The organism is Algoriphagus vanfongensis DSM 17529 (assembly GCF_000429465.1).
In the GTDB taxonomy this organism is placed as follows: Bacteria; Bacteroidota; Bacteroidia; order Cytophagales; family Cyclobacteriaceae; genus Algoriphagus; species Algoriphagus vanfongensis.
The window spans coordinates 117,073-139,420 of record NZ_AUBX01000017.1 but is presented as its reverse complement, the minus strand read 5'-3'; the positions used below and the strand labels follow the sequence as shown (position 1 = coordinate 139,420).

20 protein-coding genes are annotated in these 22,348 nt (G+C 44.3%); 9 read left to right on the top strand and 11 right to left on the bottom strand.

Features of this window, described 5'->3' with window-relative positions; genetic code table 11:
- Together G460_RS0117785 and G460_RS0117780 are read right to left on the bottom strand one after the other, a co-directional pair.
- Complete coding sequence (locus tag G460_RS0117785) at positions 1 to 252, bottom strand: hypothetical protein (RefSeq protein ID WP_026956628.1); 252 nt, start codon at positions 250 to 252, stop codon at positions 1 to 3.
- Positions 249 to 1,382, bottom strand: a complete 1,134-nt coding sequence (locus tag G460_RS0117780; RefSeq protein ID WP_026956627.1) for a glycosyltransferase — start codon at positions 1,380 to 1,382, stop codon at positions 249 to 251. The genes G460_RS0117785 and G460_RS0117780 overlap by 4 nt, the downstream gene beginning before the upstream one ends.
- A gap of 21 nt (positions 1,383 to 1,403) precedes the next feature.
- Between G460_RS0117780 and ruvC the strand changes: the two genes are divergently transcribed.
- A complete protein-coding gene (gene ruvC, locus G460_RS0117775; RefSeq protein ID WP_026956626.1) occupies positions 1,404 to 1,979 on the top strand; it encodes a crossover junction endodeoxyribonuclease RuvC in 576 nt (191 codons plus the stop codon).
- Between the two features lie 26 nt (positions 1,980 to 2,005).
- Here the strand turns inward: ruvC and G460_RS0117770 are convergent, their stop codons facing one another.
- Complete coding sequence (locus G460_RS0117770; protein WP_026956625.1) at positions 2,006 to 2,557, bottom strand: porin family protein; 552 nt, start codon at positions 2,555 to 2,557, stop codon at positions 2,006 to 2,008.
- A gap of 86 nt (positions 2,558 to 2,643) precedes the next feature.
- Between G460_RS0117770 and G460_RS0117765 the strand changes: the two genes are divergently transcribed.
- The 4 genes from G460_RS0117765 (at position 2,644) to katG (ending at position 8,174) form a co-directional block, all read left to right on the top strand.
- On the top strand, positions 2,644 to 3,207 hold the full coding sequence (locus G460_RS0117765; RefSeq protein WP_026956624.1) for a Crp/Fnr family transcriptional regulator: 564 nt from the start codon (positions 2,644 to 2,646) through the stop codon (positions 3,205 to 3,207).
- 78 nt (positions 3,208 to 3,285) lie between these two features.
- Positions 3,286 to 4,578 (top strand): parallel beta-helix domain-containing protein, encoded by a 1,293-nt coding sequence (locus G460_RS0117760; RefSeq protein ID WP_026956623.1) that lies wholly within the window; start codon positions 3,286 to 3,288, stop codon positions 4,576 to 4,578.
- Between the two features lie 6 nt (positions 4,579 to 4,584).
- A complete protein-coding gene (locus G460_RS0117755; RefSeq protein WP_035464659.1) occupies positions 4,585 to 5,664 on the top strand; it encodes an SO2930 family diheme c-type cytochrome in 1,080 nt (359 codons plus the stop codon).
- A gap of 239 nt (positions 5,665 to 5,903) precedes the next feature.
- Entirely contained in the window at positions 5,904 to 8,174 is a 2,271-nt protein-coding gene (katG, locus tag G460_RS0117750) for a catalase/peroxidase HPI (RefSeq protein ID WP_026956621.1), read from the top strand.
- A 79-nt stretch (positions 8,175 to 8,253) separates the two neighbouring features.
- Here katG and G460_RS0117745 read toward each other — a convergent pair whose 3' ends face one another.
- The 7 genes from G460_RS0117745 to G460_RS0117715 all read right to left on the bottom strand — a co-directional run bounded on the left by G460_RS0117745 (position 8,254) and on the right by G460_RS0117715 (position 15,437).
- Positions 8,254 to 8,832, bottom strand: a complete 579-nt coding sequence (locus tag G460_RS0117745) for a porin family protein (protein ID WP_026956620.1) — start codon at positions 8,830 to 8,832, stop codon at positions 8,254 to 8,256.
- 59 nt (positions 8,833 to 8,891) lie between these two features.
- Positions 8,892 to 9,974 (bottom strand): alanine racemase, encoded by a 1,083-nt coding sequence (locus G460_RS0117740; protein WP_026956619.1) that lies wholly within the window; start codon positions 9,972 to 9,974, stop codon positions 8,892 to 8,894.
- A 1-nt stretch (position 9,975) separates the two neighbouring features.
- Positions 9,976 to 10,416 carry a GNAT family N-acetyltransferase gene (locus G460_RS0117735; RefSeq protein WP_026956618.1) on the bottom strand — a complete coding sequence of 147 codons (441 nt, stop codon included), beginning with the start codon at positions 10,414 to 10,416 and terminating at the stop codon, positions 9,976 to 9,978.
- Positions 10,413 to 11,849, bottom strand: a complete 1,437-nt coding sequence (locus G460_RS0117730; RefSeq protein ID WP_026956617.1) for a sodium:solute symporter family protein — start codon at positions 11,847 to 11,849, stop codon at positions 10,413 to 10,415. The genes G460_RS0117735 and G460_RS0117730 overlap by 4 nt, the downstream gene beginning before the upstream one ends.
- Positions 11,850 to 12,036: 187 nt before the next feature.
- Positions 12,037 to 12,786, bottom strand: coding sequence for a succinate dehydrogenase/fumarate reductase iron-sulfur subunit (locus G460_RS0117725; protein WP_026956616.1), 750 nt, complete (start codon positions 12,784 to 12,786; stop codon positions 12,037 to 12,039).
- A 23-nt stretch (positions 12,787 to 12,809) separates the two neighbouring features.
- Entirely contained in the window at positions 12,810 to 14,744 is a 1,935-nt protein-coding gene (locus G460_RS0117720; RefSeq protein ID WP_026956615.1) for a fumarate reductase/succinate dehydrogenase flavoprotein subunit, read from the bottom strand.
- Positions 14,745 to 14,756: 12 nt separating this feature from the next.
- Positions 14,757 to 15,437: a succinate dehydrogenase cytochrome b subunit gene (locus G460_RS0117715; RefSeq protein WP_026956614.1), complete on the bottom strand. Its 681-nt coding sequence runs from the start codon at positions 15,435 to 15,437 to the stop codon at positions 14,757 to 14,759.
- A 321-nt stretch (positions 15,438 to 15,758) separates the two neighbouring features.
- Here G460_RS0117715 and G460_RS0117710 point away from each other — a divergent pair, with 321 nt between their 5' ends.
- The 3 genes from G460_RS0117710 to fabD all read left to right on the top strand — a co-directional run bounded on the left by G460_RS0117710 (position 15,759) and on the right by fabD (position 19,930).
- Complete coding sequence (locus tag G460_RS0117710) at positions 15,759 to 18,536, top strand: T9SS type B sorting domain-containing protein (RefSeq protein WP_026956613.1); 2,778 nt, start codon at positions 15,759 to 15,761, stop codon at positions 18,534 to 18,536.
- Positions 18,533 to 18,961, top strand: coding sequence for a thiol-disulfide oxidoreductase DCC family protein (locus G460_RS0117705; protein ID WP_026956612.1), 429 nt, complete (start codon positions 18,533 to 18,535; stop codon positions 18,959 to 18,961). Before G460_RS0117710 ends, G460_RS0117705 begins: the two co-directional genes overlap by 4 nt.
- A 96-nt stretch (positions 18,962 to 19,057) precedes the next feature.
- On the top strand, positions 19,058 to 19,930 hold the full coding sequence (gene fabD / locus G460_RS0117700) for an ACP S-malonyltransferase (RefSeq protein ID WP_026956611.1): 873 nt from the start codon (positions 19,058 to 19,060) through the stop codon (positions 19,928 to 19,930).
- A 29-nt stretch (positions 19,931 to 19,959) separates the two neighbouring features.
- Here fabD and folK read toward each other — a convergent pair whose 3' ends face one another.
- On the bottom strand, positions 19,960 to 20,448 hold the full coding sequence (gene folK / locus G460_RS0117695; RefSeq protein WP_026956610.1) for a 2-amino-4-hydroxy-6-hydroxymethyldihydropteridine diphosphokinase: 489 nt from the start codon (positions 20,446 to 20,448) through the stop codon (positions 19,960 to 19,962).
- 70 nt (positions 20,449 to 20,518) lie between these two features.
- Here folK and sppA point away from each other — a divergent pair, with 70 nt between their 5' ends.
- Positions 20,519 to 22,285, top strand: coding sequence for a signal peptide peptidase SppA (gene sppA / locus G460_RS0117690; protein WP_026956609.1), 1,767 nt, complete (start codon positions 20,519 to 20,521; stop codon positions 22,283 to 22,285).
- Positions 22,286 to 22,348: the final 63 nt, after the last annotated feature.

The following is a 22,348-nucleotide window of genomic DNA, read 5'->3' as shown; positions in this document are numbered from 1 at the left end:
TTATTGGGTATTATGTGCCAGCAATCCTTCTTTGGTTGCCAAAAACAGCAAGCTCTCTCCTTCTTTCAAGATATCCACCTGATCAAACCTCTCCTCATCTGGACCTTGCAGACATTTGATGAAACCTTTGGCATAGAGACTGGCCAAAGTCGTGAGTATACGTGCGGACTCCCACTCTAGAGTATCCTGTAGATAGGTGTATGGCTGTACAAAATACAACTCATCCAATAAATCAAATTCGTCTTCGCTCATAGTCTCTCAACTTTCACTTTAGGTGTCTCGATCAGCCTCCCCTTCCATCGGATCCGGGGGCTGAAACTCCAGATGCCGACTGCTAAAATATACCATGGATGCACCAAGCTCGTCATCACATAGTGAAACCAGGGAACAGGGATTTCAAAACTACGCAGTACTTTGCCCAAAGCCAGTCTTTCTGCCAATAATTTCACAGTCCAAATACTAAAAAAGCACACAACTCCTTCCCAGCCTAGCCCTAAAAGTCCCCAGCTAGCAATCCAAAATAGCTGTATCACAAATGGAATCACCGCCTGAAAGGCATGTAAAACAGAATTGTGAAGGTTCCATTTGGATGCCCATCGGGCACGCTGATTGAGAAAATCTCGCCAGGCATTCTCAGCCTGTGTGAGAACTAAATTATGAGAAGAAAAATCAGCTACACAACTATCGTTTCCAAAGCGATCGGCGATTTTTTTCAGCAGAAATTCATCGTCTCCAGAGAGATAGTTTTTGTTTCCCTCATATCCATTGACAGCTTCAAATGCAGATTTCCGAAAGGCTAGGTTAGCCGCACTACACATCAATGGACGGTCAAAATCCATCGCAACTTGACTTACGAGAGCGATGCTTGCCCAGTCCAACCGTTGAAATACTGTCAAAAACCCCTCTTTTCCATTCACTTGTACTGCACCTGCTATGAGTTGGGCAGCGTCTTTTTCAAAATAAGGTTGGAGTCGGGCTACCCAGTCCGGTGAAAACTGACAGTCCGCATCCGAGGTGAGGATCCATTCGGAATCAGCTTGGAGCACGCCATAGCTGATCGCATCCTTCTTTCCTTCACCGGGAGAGCTCAGCAGGCTGATTCTGGAATCTTGCTGCATACACTTAAAGGCTACTTCCCAAGAGGCATCTGTACTCTGATCATCTATCAGGAAAATCTTAAGTTCGGGACTCACGATTTTTCGTAGTGAATCTACGAGAATCGGGATATTCTTCTCCTCATTTCGAAAGGGGATCAACAAGGTCACTGGCCATGTGGGAGTAGAAAAATCTACGGGGATGCTTCTCTCCTTTCTCCAAAAAAAACTCAACAATCCAAGTAGGGCGAAATAGACGATCGAGCAAAGCAAATAAAAACTTAACATCTTTTGGGCTAACTTGCGAGAGTGAGTAAAGCAAGCGAAAAACAAGCAAAGGAAAAAATCATATTAGGGATCGATCCGGGCACCACTGTCATGGGGTATGGACTCATCCTCACCGAAGGCAAAAGCTACAAGCTACTCCAATACGGAGTCATCCACCTCAGAAAATATGAAACACATGAGCTTAAGCTAAAAAAGATTTTTGAGCGGATCACCGGCATAATAGATGAATATCTACCCGACTCAGTGGCGCTAGAAGCCCCATTTTATGGAGCAAATGTACAATCCATGCTCAAACTGGGGCGAGCCCAAGGTGTAGCCATGGCTGCAGCGCTGGCTCGAGAGATTCCCATCACTGAGTATTCCCCCAAGAAAGTCAAGCAATCTGTCACCGGAAATGGAAATGCTTCCAAAGAACAAGTCGCTGCCATGCTACAGACGCTTTTCAAACTCACCGAAATCCCCAAACTATTAGATGCCACAGATGCCTTGGCAGTGGCTCTCTGCCATCACTTCCACGAAGGCCGCGTGCAGACACGGGGGAGAAGTGCCGGATGGAAGTCATTTATCGAAGAAAACCCAGATAGGGTCAAAAAATAGGCCCGGAAAAACCGGGCTTTAAGTAGTTAAAAGTCATACCCTAAGGAGACTTTAAATATTCGATTTTTGACATCCACATCGTAATAATTCAAGCTTGATAGCCCCAAATCATAGCTGCCCTGAATATTGAAACCGGCAGGTAGATTCACTCCTATCCCTACGACAGCACCTATATCGTAGCCCTTGATAGGCTCAGTCGATGTCTGGGTATCGCCACCTTCTTCTCGCTTGCGAGAGACCAAAAGACTGGCCTGTGGTCCAGCAAACACATTGATCGCAGGCAGGAAATTCAACCTCACCAAAACTGGCACATCGATGTAATTCATCGTCTCGGTAATCTCCCCTCCCATACTCGCAGCCTCTGTCTCATAGCCTTTTTGGGCATACTGAATACCCGGTTCAATTGACAAAAAAGCCGCATCGATTCGATAATAGAGACCTCCATGAAACCCCATATTGGAATTAAAATCGGTATCGGAAAAATTAGCTGAAGACAAGCCTGCCCTCACGCCAAACTGTGCTTGTGCAGCTGTACTCATCAACCCCAAAGCGAAGAATAGGACCAAAATCTTTCTCATGTGTTCTTTATGTTTTAAATTTCAGATAAAACTAGCAGTCTTCGATCACTTGTAACCAAAGCTTCTGATTTTTTTAATTGACAAACATGAAACAATCTTCGGGCCTATTTGAAAATATCACTACCGTCAGCGAAGCAGCACGCTTGGACTTCATATCCAGAATGGAAGAAATTCACGCCGAAAAAGGCTTCAAACTGATGGAATTGGGACAAGTCAGCAACTACCTTTATTTTATCTCGGAAGGCTCAGCCAGAAGTTTCTATTTCAGAGAAAACCGCGAAATCACAGTTTCCTTTTCACTCGAAGGTGAATTTGTGACCGCCATGCACTCATTCATTACCAGAAGCCCGAGCTACGAAACGATAGAAACACTGGAAAAATCCTTGCTCTACCGCATTTCTTATGAAAGCTTGCAGGAATGTTTTGCCAGCTATCATGATATGGAAAGGGCATACCGGATTATTTTGGAGAAATATTACATTGCACTGGAAGAGCAGGTCATCTTCGCCAAATTCAAATCTGCAAAGGACAGGTATTTGGAACTGATGGAAAAGAAACCCAAGGTCATCCAAAAAGCTTCTGTAGGTCAGATTGCTTCATTTTTAGACATGACTATCGAAACTCTCAGCCGAATCAGAGCTAAAATTTGAGTTTTTGACAATTGTCAAGGTTTGATTTGGCTCGAAAAACTAATTTTGAAATGTTGTTCTACCCAAATCTACCTAGACATGTTTTTCAAGAAGAAACTCAGTTGGCTTCCCATTCTAGCACTTTTCATTTTCGCCTGTGGAGAAAGTAGCGATGAACAACTTTTTGACTCATCCCTCTTGGAAAAACGAAGTCAAGAAGAAACAGAAAAGGTAATTGAGGCATTTATGCTGGCCGAGGACAACTCGACCATTGAGATCCCTGAGGGATTTTTCGAAATCAACACCCAGCTTATTCTGGACAGCAAAACCAATGTCCAAATCAAAGGTGCTGGCATGAAAAAGACAGTTCTTTCATTTCGCAATCTCAAGACTGGCGGCGAAGGGGTGAAAATAGTCGGAAACAATATCTCGATAGAGGACCTGACAATCGAGGATGCACCCGGTGACGGCATCAAGGCACAGCATAGTGACGGGATCGTATTTCGCCAGATCAATGTCACCTGGACTCATGGAGACAAGTCCAAAAACGGCACCTACGCCATCTATCCGGTTCAGTGCAAAAATGTCTTGATCGATGGATGCGTGGCTTCACACTCCAAGGACGCGGGTATATATGTCGGTCAATCTGAAAATATCATCGTAAAAAACTCTCTAGCCTTCGGAAATGTAGCGGGGATCGAGATCGAAAACTGTGACAATGCCGAAGTTTTTGACAACGTCACACGGAATAATGCAGGAGGTATACTGGTTTTCAACTTGCCTGGACTACCTAAATCAGATGGTCGCAAGACCAAAATCTACAACAATCAAATCATCGAAAACAACCATGAAAACTTTGCCACTCCACTAGGTGAAGACCCCAATGGCAATACTGTGACGATGATCCCTCCAGGCTCAGGCATCATCCTCTTGGCTGCAAAAGAAGTCGAAATCTACGGGAATGAAATCTTGCGGAACAAGACTGTGGGAGTTGCCATCGCCAGCTATCAGATCACCGGCTTTCCATCAGAGGCTCCCAATTGGTCTCCTTTCACAAGCAATATTTATATCCACGACAATAGCTATGACCGCAGCAAAGGTTTTCCAGATCTGAGTCGCGAGCTAGGCCAGTTGATCAGCGTGTACAATGCCCACGGCAAAGCAAAAACACAAGACATAGTTTATGATGGCATCTGGGATGAAAGTATCTCCGAAGACATTGGCTCCAATCCTATGAACATTTGCATAGCGGAAGCTTCGGGAGATGATTTCCACTTCACACGCTTTCATCTGATGGATGGAGAAGATAACATCGAAGCCTTCTCTGATTTGAGCACATTCAGCAATTGTAGCTACCCTATAGCCACAGATATTACCTCAGTACCAAACTAACTTGACATGAACCAGTCAAAATCTCATTTGGCGGCATTTCTGTCAGTGATTTTCTGTATTCTTTTTAGTATTTCCTGTAAGAAAAATCAGGATCAAACCACTACCCCACCTCAAAGTATCACAGAGGAAGCAGATGGCTCATATCCTTACAAATTGCTTTCTACTTATGCATTTTTTGAAGGGAAAATTTCGCAGCTTTCTCCCGCCGGCTCTCTCACGTATTATGAGCCAGCATCCTCCCTCTTTACGGATTATGCCTCCAAGAGCCGCTTTATTCAGGTTCCTTCAGGTAAGAAAATCCAAATGCAAAAAGGCAATCTTACTTTCCCTATTGGTACCATCCTCATCAAAAACTTTTTTTATCCTAAACAGAAAGAAGATCCCAATGGTGAGAAACAAATCATAGAAACACGCCTTTTGATATTTGGAGAAAAGGGCTGGGAGGCCTGGCCCTATATCTGGAATGAGGAGCAAACTGAAGCTTACCTCAAAGTAGTAGGAGGTCAGCAGGAAATCACCATTACCAATCCACAAGGAAAAGAACAAGTCATCAACTATATCATCCCCAATAAAAACCAGTGTAAAACCTGCCACAATCAAGATGAAGTCTTGAGCCCCATTGGGGTCCAGGTCAAGCACCTGAATCATGACAGCCAGGGAAAGAACCAATTGATCTCATGGTCAGAAAAGGGAATTCTTGAAGGCTTTGCATCCCCGACGGACTATCCAGCCCTGATCAACTATGAAGATGAAAATCAGGGGCTGGAACTCAGAGCCATGGCCTATCTGGACATCAACTGTTCTCATTGCCATCGGGCTGAAGGACCTGCAAGTACTTCCGGGCTATTTTTGACTTATGATGAGCGAGATCCAATGAAACTGGGCATCAATAAAACTCCCGTCGCAGCAGGGGTCGGAGCAGGAAGTCACACTTTTGACGTAGTGCCGGGCAAGCCAGATGAATCCATTTTAATTCACAGGATGAATTCTACTGCAGTGGGAGTAGCTATGCCTGAATTGGGAAGAACGACCATCCACCATGAAGGAGTAGAACTGATCCGAGAGTGGGTGAGATCGCTTCGTTAAAAACATGAATTGATCTGCGAGAAAGACCACCTCTCATTGATTTTTCAAATCAGTCATTTACACTATCGATCAAAAAATTCACAACTCATTGTTTTTCAAGCTATTATATTTTTTGAAAAATTCTCTACGTGACAATAAATAGTTTTAATCTATCACTTCATAAAAACAATCAATTGGATTTATATCTGTAGCAGCTAGCTGCCAAGCTAATATTGCAGGAGAAATAAAACACCCATTTGATGAACAAGTTATTTACTTTTATCTCAGCCGCAATCCTAGTAGCCACGGTGAGCGCCTGTGATCGAAATGAGTCAAGTCTAGTGACAGATGCGACTTCCGGAGCCACCACCAAAAGTGCTTCCAACCACAATGCTACCAGCAACAGTGAGTGGTGGCCCAATCAATTAAACCTTTCCATCCTCCGTCAGAATTCTAACCTTTCCGACCCGATGGAAGAAAACTTTGACTACATCAAAGCTTTCAACTCACTGGATTACGATGCACTCAAAGGCGATATCCGCGAAGTTCTGACCACTTCGCAAGAGTGGTGGCCAGCGGATTTTGGACACTATGGAGGTCTTTTCATCCGTATGGCCTGGCATTCCGCAGGGACCTATCGGACTGGAGACGGTAGAGGTGGTTCCAGAGCTGGACAGCAGCGTTTTGCGCCACTCAATAGCTGGCCGGATAATGCCAACCTGGACAAAGCCAGAAGATTGCTTTGGCCAATCAAACAAAAATATGGCAACCAAATTTCCTGGGCTGACTTGATGGTTTTGACAGGAAATGTAGCGCTAGAAGACATGGGCTTTCAGACCTTCGGATTTGCCGGAGGTAGAGTAGACACCTGGGAGCCAGAGATCGACGTGTATTGGGGACCTGAGAAAGAGTGGCTTGCAGACGAGCGCTATTCTGAAGGACGCAAATTAGAAAATCCACTGGCGGCTGTTCAGATGGGCCTCATCTATGTCAACCCAGAAGGACCAAACGGTGTACCTGATCCACTTTTGGCAGCCAAAGACATCAAAGAGACTTTTGGTAGAATGGGCATGAACCTGGAGGAAACTGTTGCCCTGATCGCGGGGGGACACACCCTAGGCAAAGCTCACGGTGCCGGACCAGCATCTCACGTAGGAGCAGATCCTGAGTCTGCGGCTATCGAGGAGCAAGGATTTGGATGGAAAAGTGACTACAAATCCGGAAAAGGCGCAGATGCCATCACTTCTGGTTTGGAGGTCACCTGGACTCCTACACCTGCCAATTGGAGCCATATGTTTTTTGTGAGTTTGTTTGAAAACGAATGGGAACTGACTAAAAGCCCAGCAGGTGCACATCAGTGGATAGCCAAAGACTCTGACATGACTGTTCCGGATGCTTACGATGAAAACAAAAGACATGCACCGGGGATGTTTACCACCGATCTTTCATTGAGATTTGATCCTGAGTTTGAAAAGATCTCAAGAAGATTCTACGAAGACCCCACGCTTTTCAATGAAGCATTTGCAAGAGCTTGGTTCAAATTGACCCATAGAGACATGGGACCAAAAACGACCTATTTGGGGCCAGAAGCTCCAAAAGAAGATTTGATCTGGCAAGATCCAATTCCTGCGGTCAACCATCCTCTGATCAATAAAACTGATATCGCAAATCTGAAAACTCAGATTTTGAATTCCGGACTGAGCATCAGAGAACTAGTATCGACTGCCTGGGCTTCAGCATCTACGTACCGGGGATCTGATAGAAGAGGCGGTGCGAATGGTTCCAGAATCAGACTTGCCCCGCAAAAAGACTGGGAAGTCAATAATCCTGCTCAATTGGCTAAAGTATTGGCAACATTGGAAAAAATCCAAGAGGACTTCAACACCAAGTCTGGATCCAAAAAAGTTTCATTGGCAGACTTGATCGTGCTAGGCGGAGCGGCAGCAGTAGAAAAAGCTGCTTCCAATGCGGGCTATTCTGTGAATGTCCCATTTGTCCCGGGTAGAATGGATGCACTTGCTGAGCAAACAGACGTACAATCTTTCGCAGTGCTAGAACCTATGGCAGATGGATTTAGAAACTACTTGAAAACGCAATACACGCTTTCTACTGAAGAACTGCTCATTGACAAAGCTCAACTATTGACATTGACAGCTCCCGAAATGACTGTGCTGGTAGGAGGTATGAGAGCGCTGAATGCTAACTATGACGGATCCAGCAAGGGAATCTTCACAGACAAAAAAGAGCAATTGACCAATGAATTTTTTGTCAATCTACTGGATATGAGCACCGAATGGAGCCCTGCTGATGAGACCAAAGAACTCTTTGAAGGAAAAGACCGATCCACCGGTAAATTAAAATACACAGCTTCCAGAGCAGATTTGATCTTCGGTTCCAATTCAGAGCTGAGAGCTTTGGCAGAAGTCTACGCCAGCAATGATGCCAAAGAGAAATTCGTCCATGACTTTGTCGCTGCTTGGGATAAGGTGATGAAACTGGACAGATTTGACTTGATCTATCCTCAGAACTAAGTCAAGTTTTAATTAATCAAAAAGGGCGCATAAAGCGCCCTTTTTTGGTTGGTTGTTGGTTGGTCGGTTATTTTTTTGCTTAGAATGTATATCCTAGCGAGACTTTAAAGCCACGGTTGTAGACATCTGCATCGCTGTCTTTGAATACTGTAGTGAATCCGTAGTCATAAGATCCCTGAATATTAAATCCTTGCGGTAGATTATATCCGAGCCCAAAGACGACCGCGGCATCTGTATCCCGAACGCTGTCGGTATCTAAACTCACGGTAGAGCCTCCAAAATCTCCCTCAAACTTAGAGTTGGCCAAAAAAGAAACTTGTGGCCCGGCAAAGAAATTGAAAGCTTCCCCGGCTTTAAGTCTAAATAGCAAAGGAACGTCTACATAACTTAAGACTGCTCGGGAATTGATCGCATCGTCTGTCTGAGAACCTTTGACTGAATAATACACCCCAGGCTCAATCACAAATGCGCTTTCTCCATTGATGCTGGCATATAGTCCAGCGTGAAAACCAGCCCGATTGGTATAGTCATTTTCGCGAGCATCCTCTCCTCCGAAATTGAAGAAACTAGCTCCTCCCCGGATTCCCAGGCTACTTTGAGCTTGAGCTCCCAATGTGACAAGTGACAGCAAAACGAGTGATAAAAGTGTTTTTCTCATGGTAATTACTTGTTGGTTTGGCCCACTAAGGCCAAAAGCAATGCCAATAAAAAAAACCTTTAATCCTTGCCCGAAATCACTGTTTTATCGATGTAATTGGAGTTTAATAGGGACAAAGCGCCCATATATTTGAGGTCAAAAGTCAACACATCCCCCACTTTGTAGTCATTAGGGTTTTTTCCCAAATTCATAATGAGCATATCCGAGCTAGCTCCCAGCACCTCGATACTTTCATCTGTCGGTGCCAAATATTTTGGATCTACATCAAGCAAACCCACATCTACGATGGCTCGATAAGAAGTCTGACCATAAAGACTCTCATCGATCTCAGCCACTTCTCCCTGAGGATTTGCGGCTAAGTTACCCACAGGCAATAATGGTTTCTCCTGCATCTCGATGATCTCGGTGTGGAGCTCAAATACATCTCCGTGCATGCCATCGATGACTTTCTCTTCGAAAAGATCTACTCCAAAGTAAAGTGTCTCTCCCACTCTGAAGTGATTGATGCCTTTGGGAAGCTGATGAGTCAACATCAACGGAATCGTGACTGAAGTTCCTGCTGAAACCCAGGGTATCTTTTTGTTGAATTTCAACTCAATGATCTGCTTGTATAGCGAGAGCTGAATCAACTTATCCGTGGAAGGCATGACACCATTCAGGCAGTTGAGGTTAGTTCCCAAGCCGATAATTTCAATATTGGGTAGCTTGAATACATCCGAATAAAAATCGAGCAAGTGCTCACCCATGACTCCCTCACGGAGATCACCGGTCTCGACCATGATGATGATTTTGTGTTTTTTATTCTGACGAACTGCCTCCTCGCTGATCCAGTGAATCGTCTCCAGCTCACTATTCAAACTCACATCGGCAAACTCAATCATCTTTCCGACATTCCTTTTGGAGACAGGCTTGATGTAAACCGTCTGCACATCCGGATTGAGTTTTTTGACCATAGCGAGATTGGAGATTCTGCTATCATGAATCTCATCTACACCCAGATTGATCAGTTCCTGTAGAAAAAGTCTATTGCCACAAAGCAACTTGGAAACCACTCCCCAGGCCACTCCTGAGTCTTTGAAAGTCTTTTTCAAAAACTCAAAATTATCCTTGAGCTTGGTATTGTTTAATGTCAGGTAAGCCATTTTATTTGGTCAATCTCATTTCGAGATATTTGTTGGTAAAGCCCAGTCTTTCGTACAATTTTCTAGCAGGATTGTCCGGCTCGACATGGAGTGCTACCGCACCATTGGCCATTTTGATAGCCAAGTCCATGATTTTACCGCCAATTCCTTTGCCTCTTTGCGAAGCATCCACTGCGATGTAGACCAAGATGTTTTCTGGAATATATCCAGACATTCCGGTCTTATTCATGATCAGGGCTCCGACGATTTTTCCTTTCTCTCGTGCCAAAACAACGAATCCTCCCGCCTGAAGACCTTGATCCAAAGCATAGTCCAGGCACTTCATGATGTCATCTTTGGGGTCTCCGTATTTTCCCAAGTGCTCAAAAAGGAAATCGGCGATTTCATTTTTCTGAAGAAAGGTAGCGTTGTCTATTGCTGAAAGTGATTCTAATTGTATCATATACTATTCTTACTAGGGGTGAATTTTTTATCAAATTGATATACTGAAATATAAGTCAGAAGGGATGCCGTCAGTCCAAACAAATTAGCGTCTAGACCATAAGGCAAACTCACTTCTAAAAAGGTCAAAGTAGCCGTGAGAGTTCCCCCGACAATCATCGAGCTCACTGCCGCCTTAGAGTTGTCCTTCCCAAAAAACAAGCCAGCCACCACAGGTACCAGCAATCCCGACACCATAAATGCATAGGAATAAAGCATGAGGCTAAGTACCTCTGTCATTTGCCAGGCTATGATTATTGCCACTATTCCGATACAAAGTGTCAGAATCTGAGAAATACGCATTTCTGATTGATGCGATTTCCCCTTGAGCAATTTACCCAATAAATCCGTGGTAAGGTTACCTGAGGCAGCCATTAAACATGAATCAGCTGTAGAAAGTACCGCTGAGAAATAGGCAGACATCATCAGGCCCAATATACCAGCCGGCAAAATCTGGCTGAGAAGCACCGGAAGTCCCATTTCAGGATCCATAGCAGCCGTGAATCCATCTAGTGCTCCCTGCTCTACCGCTACTCTGGAGAGCAAACCAAGCGATACACCCATCAAAGCCATAATTGGCCATTCGAACAAGCCTGCGATAAACCACGCCCTTTTGGCTGTCTTCACATCTCTGGCTGCAAAAATCCGCTGATATAGCGTCATCCCCACAAACCAAATCGGAATGATAGTAATCCCCCAGTTAAACACATCTTGCCAACTAAGGTTTGAAAAAGAAAAGAATTCGTCAGGAAGCGTACTCTGAATCCCTTCCCATCCACCCACGTACTTGAAAGACATCGGAATCCCGATAAACATCAGGCCCAACATCAAAATGATCCATTGGATGGTATCAGTGTAAATCACAGCCTTCAGTCCTCCCATGACGGTATAGATGACTGCTATGGCCCCCATGATCAATAGGGCTGTTTGTAAGTCTAAAGCTTCAAATGTACCAGAAGCCAATTTGGCTCCAGCCAGAAGTTGTGAAGAGGTAAATCCCAAATAACCTAGAAAACAGATGATGGCAGCTACTCGGGCAGTGATGGAATTATAGAGGTAGCCTACGATTTGGGGGAATGTGAAGAACTTCGCAAAAGCTGGATCAGACTTGACCCTTGGTATCAAAAGTACAGCGGCTATCCAAGCACCCAAAAGTCCGGTAAAGAGCATCCAAGAGCCTGAAAGCCCCATCGCAAAACCTAACCCTCCCAAACCAATGGAGAATCCTCCTCCCACATCTGTAGCCACTACCGAGAGGCCAATGTGAAGACTACCTATGCTCCTGCCTCCAACATAATAGTCCTCCTGCCCTGTGTTTTTTTTCATGAAAAAATAGCCCACACCAAGCATGGCCAACATGTATATCAGGAAGATCAACAGATCTATGGAATGCATTATGTTTTTGGATTTGTATCAAATTATTCTAAAATATAATTTTTCAAAGGTAAGCAAACAGGCTCAAATTTGAAATTTTATTGGGTTTTAATCTGAAATTTAGTATTTCAGTGCAATTTTCATTTAGAATAGTACAAAAATAAAAAAAGCCGGATCACTCCGGCTTTCTATCTAATCTATCTTAAACTTAAACATTCTCGCTACTCAATACCGCAGAAAAATACTCTCGGTTCATTCTCGCAATATTCGTCAAAGAGATTCCCTTTGGACATTCGGCTGAGCAAGCACCTGTATTGGTACAGGCTCCGAAACCTTCCGCATCCATCTGGGCAATCATCTTTTCTGCTCTTTCCTTTCTCTCTACCTGACCCTGTGGCAGCATCGCCAACTGGGAGATCTTAGCAGAAGTAAAGAGCATAGCAGAGGCGTTTTTACAGGCAGCCACACAAGCTCCACAACCGATACAAGTCGCCGCATCGAAAGCTTCGTCAGCAATAGTCTTCGGAATAGGAATCTCGTTGGCATCCGGCACACCACCCGTATTCACAGACACATATCCTCCCGCTTGGATAATACGATCAAATGATGCACGATCTACCACCAAATCTTTCACCACTGGAAAAGCTGCCGCTCTCCATGGCTCGATCGTAATGGTATCACCGTCTTTGAAAGATCTCATGTGTAGCTGACAAGTAGTGGTCTGCTGAGGGCCATGAGGCTTTCCATTGATATATAGAGAACACATGCCACAGATCCCTTCTCTACAGTCGTGATCAAAGTGAACTGGGTCTTCTCCTTTTTCTGTCAATTCTTCGTTGAGAACATCCAGCATCTCCAAAAAGGACATGTCTGTGGAAATCCCATCTAGTGGATAGGAGACAAACCCACCTTTGTCAGCGTTGTTTTTCTGTCTCCAAACTTTTAATGTCAATTTCATAGTACTATGAATTTTTGTCTTGATTATTTGTACGAACGCTGGGTCAATTTCACATTTTCGAATACCAAAGGCTCTTTCTCAAGAAGTTCTTCCTGCTCATCTCCCTGGTATTTCCAAGCCGCTACATAGGCGAAGTTTTCATCATCTCTCAATGCCTCTCCTTCCGGAGTTTGATATTCCTCTCTGAAGTGTCCTCCACAAGATTCATTTCTGTTCAAAGCATCATCCACCATCAACTCTCCCAATTCTAGGAAGTCAGCTACGCGATGCGCTTTTTCCAGAGATTGGTTCAACTCTTCATTCTCGCCCAAGACTTTGACATCTTTCCAAAACTCAGCTCTCAAGGCCTTGATCTCACCTTTAGCTCTGGTCAAGCCTTCAGCAGTTCTCGCCATACCACAGTCATTCCACATGATCTTCCCAAGTTTCTTATGGAAATAATCTACTGACTTGGTCCCTTTGATTCCTAGCAATTTAGAAATCTTAGCTTTCACTTCCTGTACTGACTTCTCAAACTCAGGGTGATTGGTATCCACTGGCTTGGTACCCAAACCTGCTAAATAATCTCCCAAAGTGTAAGGAATCACGAAGTACCCATCGGCAAGTCCCTGCATCAAAGCAGAAGCTCCCAATCTGTTTGCACCGTGATCTGAGAAGTTTGCCTCTCCTAAAGCATAAAGCCCAGGGACGGAAGTCATCAAGTTATAATCTACCCAAAGTCCACCCATAGTGTAGTGAACAGCAGGATAAATTTTCATTGGAGTTTGATATGGGTTTTCGCCTGTAATCTGCTGATACATATCAAACAGGTTTCCATATCTAGCTCGGATCGTATCTTCGCTATCTCTATTGATCGCATCTCTGAAATCCAAGAAAACAGCCTCACCGGTTTCATTGACACCGCGTCCCTCATCACACACATATTTAGCGTTTCGGGATGCCACGTCTCGAGGCACCAAGTTACCGAAGGAAGGATACTTTCTTTCCAAATAGTAATCTCTGTCCTCTTCTTGGATATCTCTTGGTCTGATCTCGCCTTTTCTCAGCTTCTCAGCTATTTCCACCGTTTTTGGCACCCAAACTCTCCCGTCATTTCTCAAAGATTCAGACATCAAAGTCAACTTGGACTGATGATCACCTGAAACAGGAATACAAGTAGGGTGAATCTGCGTATAGCAAGGGTTTGCAAAGTGAGCTCCTTTTTTATGTGCTCTCCAAGCTGCAGTCACATTGGATCCCATCGCATTGGTAGAAAGGAAGAATACGTTTCCATAGCCACCTGTACACAAAAGAACCGCATGCGCTGCGTGAGTTTCGATAGCTCCTGTGATCAAGTTTCTGGTCACAATACCTCTCGCATGTCCGTCCACAGTCACTACGTCCATCATCTCAGTACGTGGGAAAAGCTTTACTTTACCATTCGCCACCTGACGGCTCAATGCTGAATAAGCACCCAATAGCAACTGCTGTCCCGTTTGGCCCCTCGCGTAGAAAGTTCGGGATACCTGAGCTCCACCAAAAGAACGGTTAGCTAGCAATCCACCATATTCACGTGCAAAAGGAACTCCTTGAGCCACACATTGGTCAATGATATTGACAGACACCTCAGCTAGGCGGTAGACATTTGCCTCACGGGCTCTGTAGTCACCTCCTTTGATGGTATCGTAGAAAAGTCGATAAACGGAGTCACCGTCATTTTGATAATTTTTAGCGGCATTGATACCACCTTGGGCAGCAATGGAGTGAGCACGACGCGGGCTGTCCTGAAAACAGAAAGCCTTCACATTATAGCCCAACTCTGCCAAAGAAGCTGCAGCAGATGCTCCTGCCAAGCCGGTTCCCACTACGATGACTGTGTATTTTCTTTTGTTGGCTGGGTTGACCAGCTTGCTTGTAAATTTATGCTTGGTCCACTTTTCGGCTAATGGACCTGCAGGTAATTTAGAATCTAGTATCATACGGGTGTTCGATTAGCTGGTGAAATAGATATAAAGAGGCATCAGAGCAAAAAGAATCGGCACGATCACAGCATACAGCTTACCGAGTGTCGCGATAGCTGGAGTATATTTTTTGTGATTCAAGCCCAAGGTCTGAAATGCACTTGCAAATCCATGAGACAGGTGAAAACCCAAGAATATCATGGCAATGACATAGCCTGCCACCATCAGTTCATTCTGGAATGCAAAAGTCACGATGGAAAACAAATCCTTGTATTCTTCACCATCATAGGTCACAAATGGAAGATCTCCCCAGTGCATTTGATACCAAAAGCTCTGCAAGTGAACTACCAAAAAGATCAAAATGATTGTTCCCAAGATCCCCATATTACGGGATGCCATGGTAGAATTGGTAGAAGCTCCTGACTCAGCATAGCCGATTGGTCTGGCTGATTTGTTTTTTCTACCCAAAAGAATGGCGTAAATCACGTGACCGATCACAGAGATATAGGTCAGGTAAGAAAGGATTTTTACTGCAGGATTGGTGGTCATGAATTTGGCATAAATATTAAATGCCTGCCCTCCGTCTCCCTTGAAAAGCAACAAGTTGCCCGATACGTGACCTGTCAAAAACAGGATCAGAAACAAGCCAGTCAATGCCATGATCAGCTTCCTTCCCAGTGTGCTACTTAAGGTTTTGGTAACCCAGCTCATACAATTTAAGGATTGGTTTTAAACGAATTTCATCTAATTACTGCTGCCAAATTTACATGCGGAACGGCTAGCAAACAATCCATTCTCGACCTACAATCTTATTTTAAAAGGTTCTAAATAAATTCGGCAAGATTCTCAGGAAACTTCCCCTTCAAATCCATCATTCAACCCAAAGATTTATTTTATTGTTTGATTTTGCGGGGATTTTCCACTTACTTCCGTTTATTTCGTATAGGTTAATCAAAAAGATTTGTTAACACCCCGACCCAACATTTCGTCTTAGGGGAAAGTTGCTATCAGTATAGATCAATTGGGAACAATATGAAGCTCAAACTTTCAATTGCATTTTTTTTCATTTTCTGCGCTTTGGGATTATCCAGAGCCTGGGCTACCCACATTCGGGCAGGCGAGATCATAGCAGAGCGGGTCAATGTTCAAACGCTGGAATATAAAATCACTGTAGTAGGCTATACGGATACGCGTTCGCAAGTCATTTTTGGCCCCGGCTTGATCAACTTTGGAGATGGCAGAGAGACTCAGCTCAATACCGAAAACGATTATTCCGAGGTAGTCGCTTTGGGAAATCAAATCGAAATGCACCGATTTGTCATTTCTCATACCTTTCAGGGTCCAGGCACCTATACCATTAGATTCCAGGAATTCAACCGTAATGACCTGACGCTCAACATGGATAATTCGGTGGACACCCCTTTTTATGTAGAGACTCAAATCACCATAGACCCTTTTTATGGAGTCAATAATTCCCCCGTCCTGACTATCCCTCCAGTGGACAATGGAGCTGTCAATTCCCGCTATATTCACAATCCGGGAGCCTATGATCCAGATGGAGACAGCTTGGCTTATGAAATGGATATTCCAAAGCAGCAATTTCAAAGACCAGTAAATAACTATAGAAGTCCTGCATCCCCAGAGTTTTCATTTAACCAACAAAGTGGAGCCACTCCAGCTTTTTTAGAGCTTGACCCTATTTATGGTGATCTGATATGGGATGCTCCGGGCACAGCGGGGCAATTTAATGTTGCTTTTCGTATCAAAGAATATCGAAAAATCAATGGTGAATGGATCCAGATCGGCTATGTCGTGCGGGACATGCAGATCATCATCGAAAACTCCAACAACCGAAGGCCTGAGCTCATCCTGCCACCGGATATTTGTGTAGAGGCGGGCACTCAAATACAAGAAATCATTCAAGGCTCCGACCCAGATGGAGACCCTATCAAAATTGAAGTTTTTGGTGAGCCAATGGAAATCACCACTTCATCGGCTTCCTATAGCCCGGAAGAGACATTCCAACCTACTCCTGGGATCGTCAATTTTGATTGGCAGACGGTATGTCAGCATGTAAGAGCGAGAGAATATGATGTCAGAGTACGGATCACTGATCAACCTCGATCTGGGCCAGCACTGGTAGATATCAAAACTTGGAGAATCAAAGTCGTAGGCCCTCCTCCTGTCTGGTCTGACATCGAGCAGCTCCCCGGTAGGACCGTAGAGCTCAATTGGGACCCGTATGCCTGCGCCAACTCAGCCGAGGAAATGCAAATCTGGAGAAGAATCAATTCAGATCCCTATGTCCCTGATAGCTGCGAGACAGGCATCCGTCCTGGCTATGAACTAGTCGGCACAACCAATATGTCTACATTCTCATTCACCGATCTCAATGGAGGTGAAGGTTTGGCTCCGGGAAACACGTATTGCTATCGGCTTGTAGCGGCCTATCCTGCTCCAAGACTAGGAGAAAGTATTGTATCCGAAGAAATCTGTATCACCATCGACGTAGATGTGCCGATCATTACCAATGTCAGCGTAGAAGAGACTGCTACAGAGGATGGAGAGATTTTTGTAAAATGGACGCCTCCTTACGACATCGACAAGACTCTATATCCAGGTCCTTACACCTATGAACTCCTTCGAAACACTGGCTTTACCGGAGACACGGATAGGATCTCTCTTGGGGTAACTGCCGACACATTGTTTACTGATACTGGACTAAACACCGAAAGTCTGGTCTATAACTATCGTGTCGTATTGCTGGATCGAGGCACCAAAATTGACACTTCCTCATCAGCATCCTCTGTCTGGCTCGAGCCCACCATCATCAATGAAGCGATTGAGCTCAACTGGGACTTTACAGTTCCATGGAACAACTCTATCGCATCCTATAAACACGAAGTCTACAGAAATAGAACTGATGCAGATGCTCAGGATGCAGACACCTTTGTGATGATCGCCGAAGTAGACGTCACCCAAAGCGGATTTACCTTCTTAGATGATGGCAGCTTCAATGGAGTTCCATTGGAAAAAGAAACCGAATACTGCTATTACGTCATCACAAAAGGAGCCTACAATGTGGAAGGGCTGGTGTATCCTCTCGAAAACAAATCCCAGATAGTCTGTGCAAAGCCAGACGACAATAGGTTGCCTTGTCCTCCTGTCTTGACTTTTGAAGGCCCAGAATGTGCTGCATATCTAGCCGAGCAGCCATGCAATGTGAACACTTATTTCCATGACCTGAGCTGGACTCCGGATTTCTCTGGTGATTGTGATGATGAGTTGGCTGGATACAAACTCTACTACACCTCAGATGGAGAGGATAGTCAATTCGAATTGATTGCCGAGCTTTCTTCCTTAGAACTGTCAACACGCATTACTGAGTTGACCACCTACCGAGGTTGCTATTACATCACCGCAGTCGACAGGTCTGGCAACGAAAGTGAACCAAGTAACATCGTCTGTGTGGAAAATTGTCCAAACTATGAATTGCCAAATGCTTTCACACCAAATGGTGACGGCGTCAATGATACCTTCATGGCATTTGACAATCCTTTTGCGCAGTGCCCTAGGTTTGTGACTGGCGTAGAACTAATTGTGGTCAATAGATGGGGTGTCGAAGTTTTCAGCTATAATAGCCTGGAATCTCCCGAAAACGACATCTTTATCAATTGGAATGGCCGTGATAAAAACGGGAATGACCTACCAGCTGGTACATACTTCTATTCCGGCAAAGCTTATTTTGACGTCTTAGATCCATCTCAACAGGAGCAAAGCCTAAAAGGCACCATTCAGGTACTCCGATGAGTACGATGAAATCCCTTATATTCTTCGATGGAGTCTGCACCCTGTGCAACAACTCCATCGATTTTATTATCCGAAAAGACAAGAAAGGAAGATTTCTGGTCGGGTCACTCCAAGACGAATACAGCAAAAAAATACTCTCCAAATACGATGTCCAAGAAGACTATTTAGACTCCTTGGTATTGCTGGAGAAAGACGAAGTCTACTATCGAAGCACGGCTGCTCTGAAGATTGCCAGGCATTTATCAGGTCTTTGGCCTATTTTTTATCCCTTGATTTTACTCCCTAGATTTCTTCGTGATCCTGTCTACGACTGGATAGGCCAAAACAGATATCGTTGGTTTGGCAAAAAAGACAGTTGCAGGATCCCTACTCCAGAAGAAAAGGAAAAATTCATCTCTCCGGAAACCTACCCGCTTTCTACTTAAGAAAGACAACAAAAGAGTGAAACAACCCAGAATTTGGGCAAACCTTCCCTCCAACTGGAAAAGCTGTATATTTGCCGCTCAACCAAACATTTACTCATGAAGGCATATGTTTTCCCGGGCCAAGGGGCCCAGTTTCCCGGTATGGGAAAAGCTCTTTACGAAGAAAACCCAGAAGCAAAAGCGCTATTTGAAAAAGCAAATGAAATCCTGGGATTTCGCATCACTGACATCATGTTTGATGGGACAGATGAGGAGCTGAAACAAACCAAAGTAACGCAGCCCGCGGTTTTTCTTCACTCCGTGATTTTGGCAAAAACTACTCCTGATTTTAAACCGGACATGGTTGCCGGCCATTCCTTGGGAGAATTCTCTGCTTTGGTAGCCAATGGTACGCTGGCATTCGAAGACGGATTGAAGCTAGTTTCGCAAAGAGCTTTGGCCATGCAAGAAGCCTGTGAAATCAACCCTTCCACTATGGCAGCTATTTTGGGCCTTCCTGATGAAAAGGTAGAAGAGATCTGCTCACAAGTAGAAGAAGTCGTCGTAGCTGCTAATTACAACTGCCCGGGACAATTAGTTATCTCTGGAAGCAATGAAGGTATCCAAGTTGCCTGCGAAAAAATGAAAGAAGCCGGTGCCAAAAGAGCCTTACCTCTTCCAGTGGGTGGTGCATTTCATTCCCCACTCATGGAGCCTGCTCGGGAGAAACTTCAAAAGGCAATTGAAGAAACCACCTTCAATACACCTCTATGTCCAGTGTACCAAAACGTAAGTACCACAGCTGTCTCGGATGTGAATGAAATCAAGGCAAATCTGATTGCCCAACTAACGGCTCCAGTGAAATGGACCCAATCTGTCCAAAACATGGTAGCTGATGGTGCCACTGAATTTGTCGAATGCGGACCGGGTAAGGTTTTGCAAGGACTTGTGAAAAAAATACATTCAGAAGCTCAGGTCTCTGGACTTTAATCAAAATCCATTAACCCGCCTCGAGCGGGTTATTTTTTTTGATAGGGTACTACCTGACATGGATCCGGACATTTGGCCAGAAGTTGTTCATTGGTCAGGTGAAGCTGCGGATGCATAAAATCAGGGAGAATTTCTGCCAAAGGCACTAAAACAAACTTCCGCATTGGCAAAAATAGATGGGGCACTTTCAGATCTGGCAAGTCGATAATCTCGCTATCCCAATACAAGATATCGATATCTATCGTTCGATTTCCCCAGTTCTTTTTGCGTATTCTGCCAAGCTCCATCTCCACTTTTTGCATCGCTACCAAAAACTTCAGCGGATCCTTTTCAGTCTCTACAACAAGCACCTGATTCAAAAAATCCTGATCTGCCACATCTCCCCAAGCTTCTGTTTGATAGATGCGAGATTCTGTGACAATTTCCCCTTCAGTTTGGATCATTTTTTTGGCAGACTCCAGCAGGGACTCTCTATCCCCCTGATTTCCACCCAAAATCAAAACCGCCCTTTTTACCATTTTATAAAAGAAAATTATTTTCAATCAATCATCAATTTAGCCTATTTTAGCCAGTCTAATAGCATTTAATATGAAATTCCTAGGAAACGTACTCGCAGTCATAGTCGGACTTTTTGTTTTTAGTATACTGAGTTTTCTTCTGTTCTTTGGGCTGATCGGCATTTTGGCAGCTTCCGGAGAGAAGGAAGTCAAAGTCAGCGAAAACTCACTTTTGCATCTGAATCTCAACGGGAGAACTCTGGTAGAAAGGACACAGGAAGATGATTTTTCATTTGGTCAATTTGGGAATCCATTTGGTCAGGACTTCAATGCCGGGCTGGTCAATCTCAAGAAAGCTATCCGCGAAGCAAAAACCAATGAGCAGGTAAAAGGAATCTACCTCAATGCTGGTTTGATCATGGCAGGACAAGCGAGTTTATTGGAATTGAGAGAGGAATTGGAGACTTTCAAAGAATCAGGCAAGTTTATCATTGCCTATGATGAGGTATACACTGAGGGCGGTTATTTTCTAGCTTCCGTGGCTGACGAGGTCTACCTCAATCCACTAGGAGGAATAGACTTCAATGGCTTGGCTTCTGAAGGGATCTTCTTCAAGGGATTGTTTGAAAAAATAGGAGTCAAACCTGAAATCTTTCGAGTGGGCGAATTCAAAAGTGCTGTGGAACCTTTCATTCTGGAAAAAATGAGTGATGCCAACAGACTTCAAACTCAATTTTTCTTGGATGACATCAATACCGAGATGCTCAAGGCTGTAGCTGAGTCCCGAGGAATCGCCATCGACAGCATGACCAAAATCAACCAAAAGATGTTGGTACGAGAGCCTGAAGATGCGGTCAGCTATGGTCTGGCAACAGCCCTCAAATATGAAGATGAAATCCATGCTTTGCTTCGAGAAAAATTGGGATTGGAAGAAGACGATGATATCCCTACCATCAACGCCACTGATCTAGGAGCTGTCTCCAAATCAAAAAACATCACCTCCAAAAACCGAATCGCAGTCATTTTAGCCGAAGGAGAGATCGTAGATGGCAATGCAAATGGGGTCATCAGCTCAGAAAAATATGCAAAAGAAATCCGCAAGGCACGCAAAGACGATGATATCAAAGCCATCGTTTTGAGAGTGAATTCTCCAGGAGGATCTATTCTGGCTTCGGAAGTGATCTGGAGAGAAATGAAAAAGGCACAGGAAACTAAACCTGTCATCGTTTCGATGGGAGAAGTGGCTGCTTCCGGAGGCTATTATATTTCCTCTCCAGCAGAGACAATCGTGGCCCAGCCAAACACCATTACAGGCTCGATCGGAATTTTTGGTATGTGGTTTAATGTACAAGAACTGATCAATGAAAAACTTGGGGTCACCACGGATGTGGTTACTACAGGAGAATTATCAGACTTCATGAACCCAACCCGTGAACTGACAGAGGTGGAACGGAACATCATTCAAAAATCCATCGAGCAAGGTTACGAAACATTCATCAGCAGAGTAGCCGAAGGCAGAAAAATGACTCCAGAAGAAGTCAAAGAAGTAGCTTCCGGGAGAGTTTGGACAGGAAATCAGGCATTGGAAAGAGGTCTGGTAGACGAGCTAGGAGGACTAGATCGCGCGATAGAGATCGCTGCCGAAAGAGTAGAAGCTGGTGAAGACTACAGAGTCATCTATTACCCGAGTCAAAAGCCGTGGTTTGAAGATCTTATGTCTGAACTTGAAAACAATGTTCAGCTTAGAATCCTCAAAGCTCAATTGGGGGAACAGTTTGGACTTTATCAGCAAATCGAACAAGTCAAAAAATATCAGGGTATCCAAGTGAGACTACCTCAAGACATCCGAATCAAATAAACCTCTGACAGAAATTTTAATTCTGAAATGAAGAAAAAATGGCCTCAAGTTTTGAGGCCATTT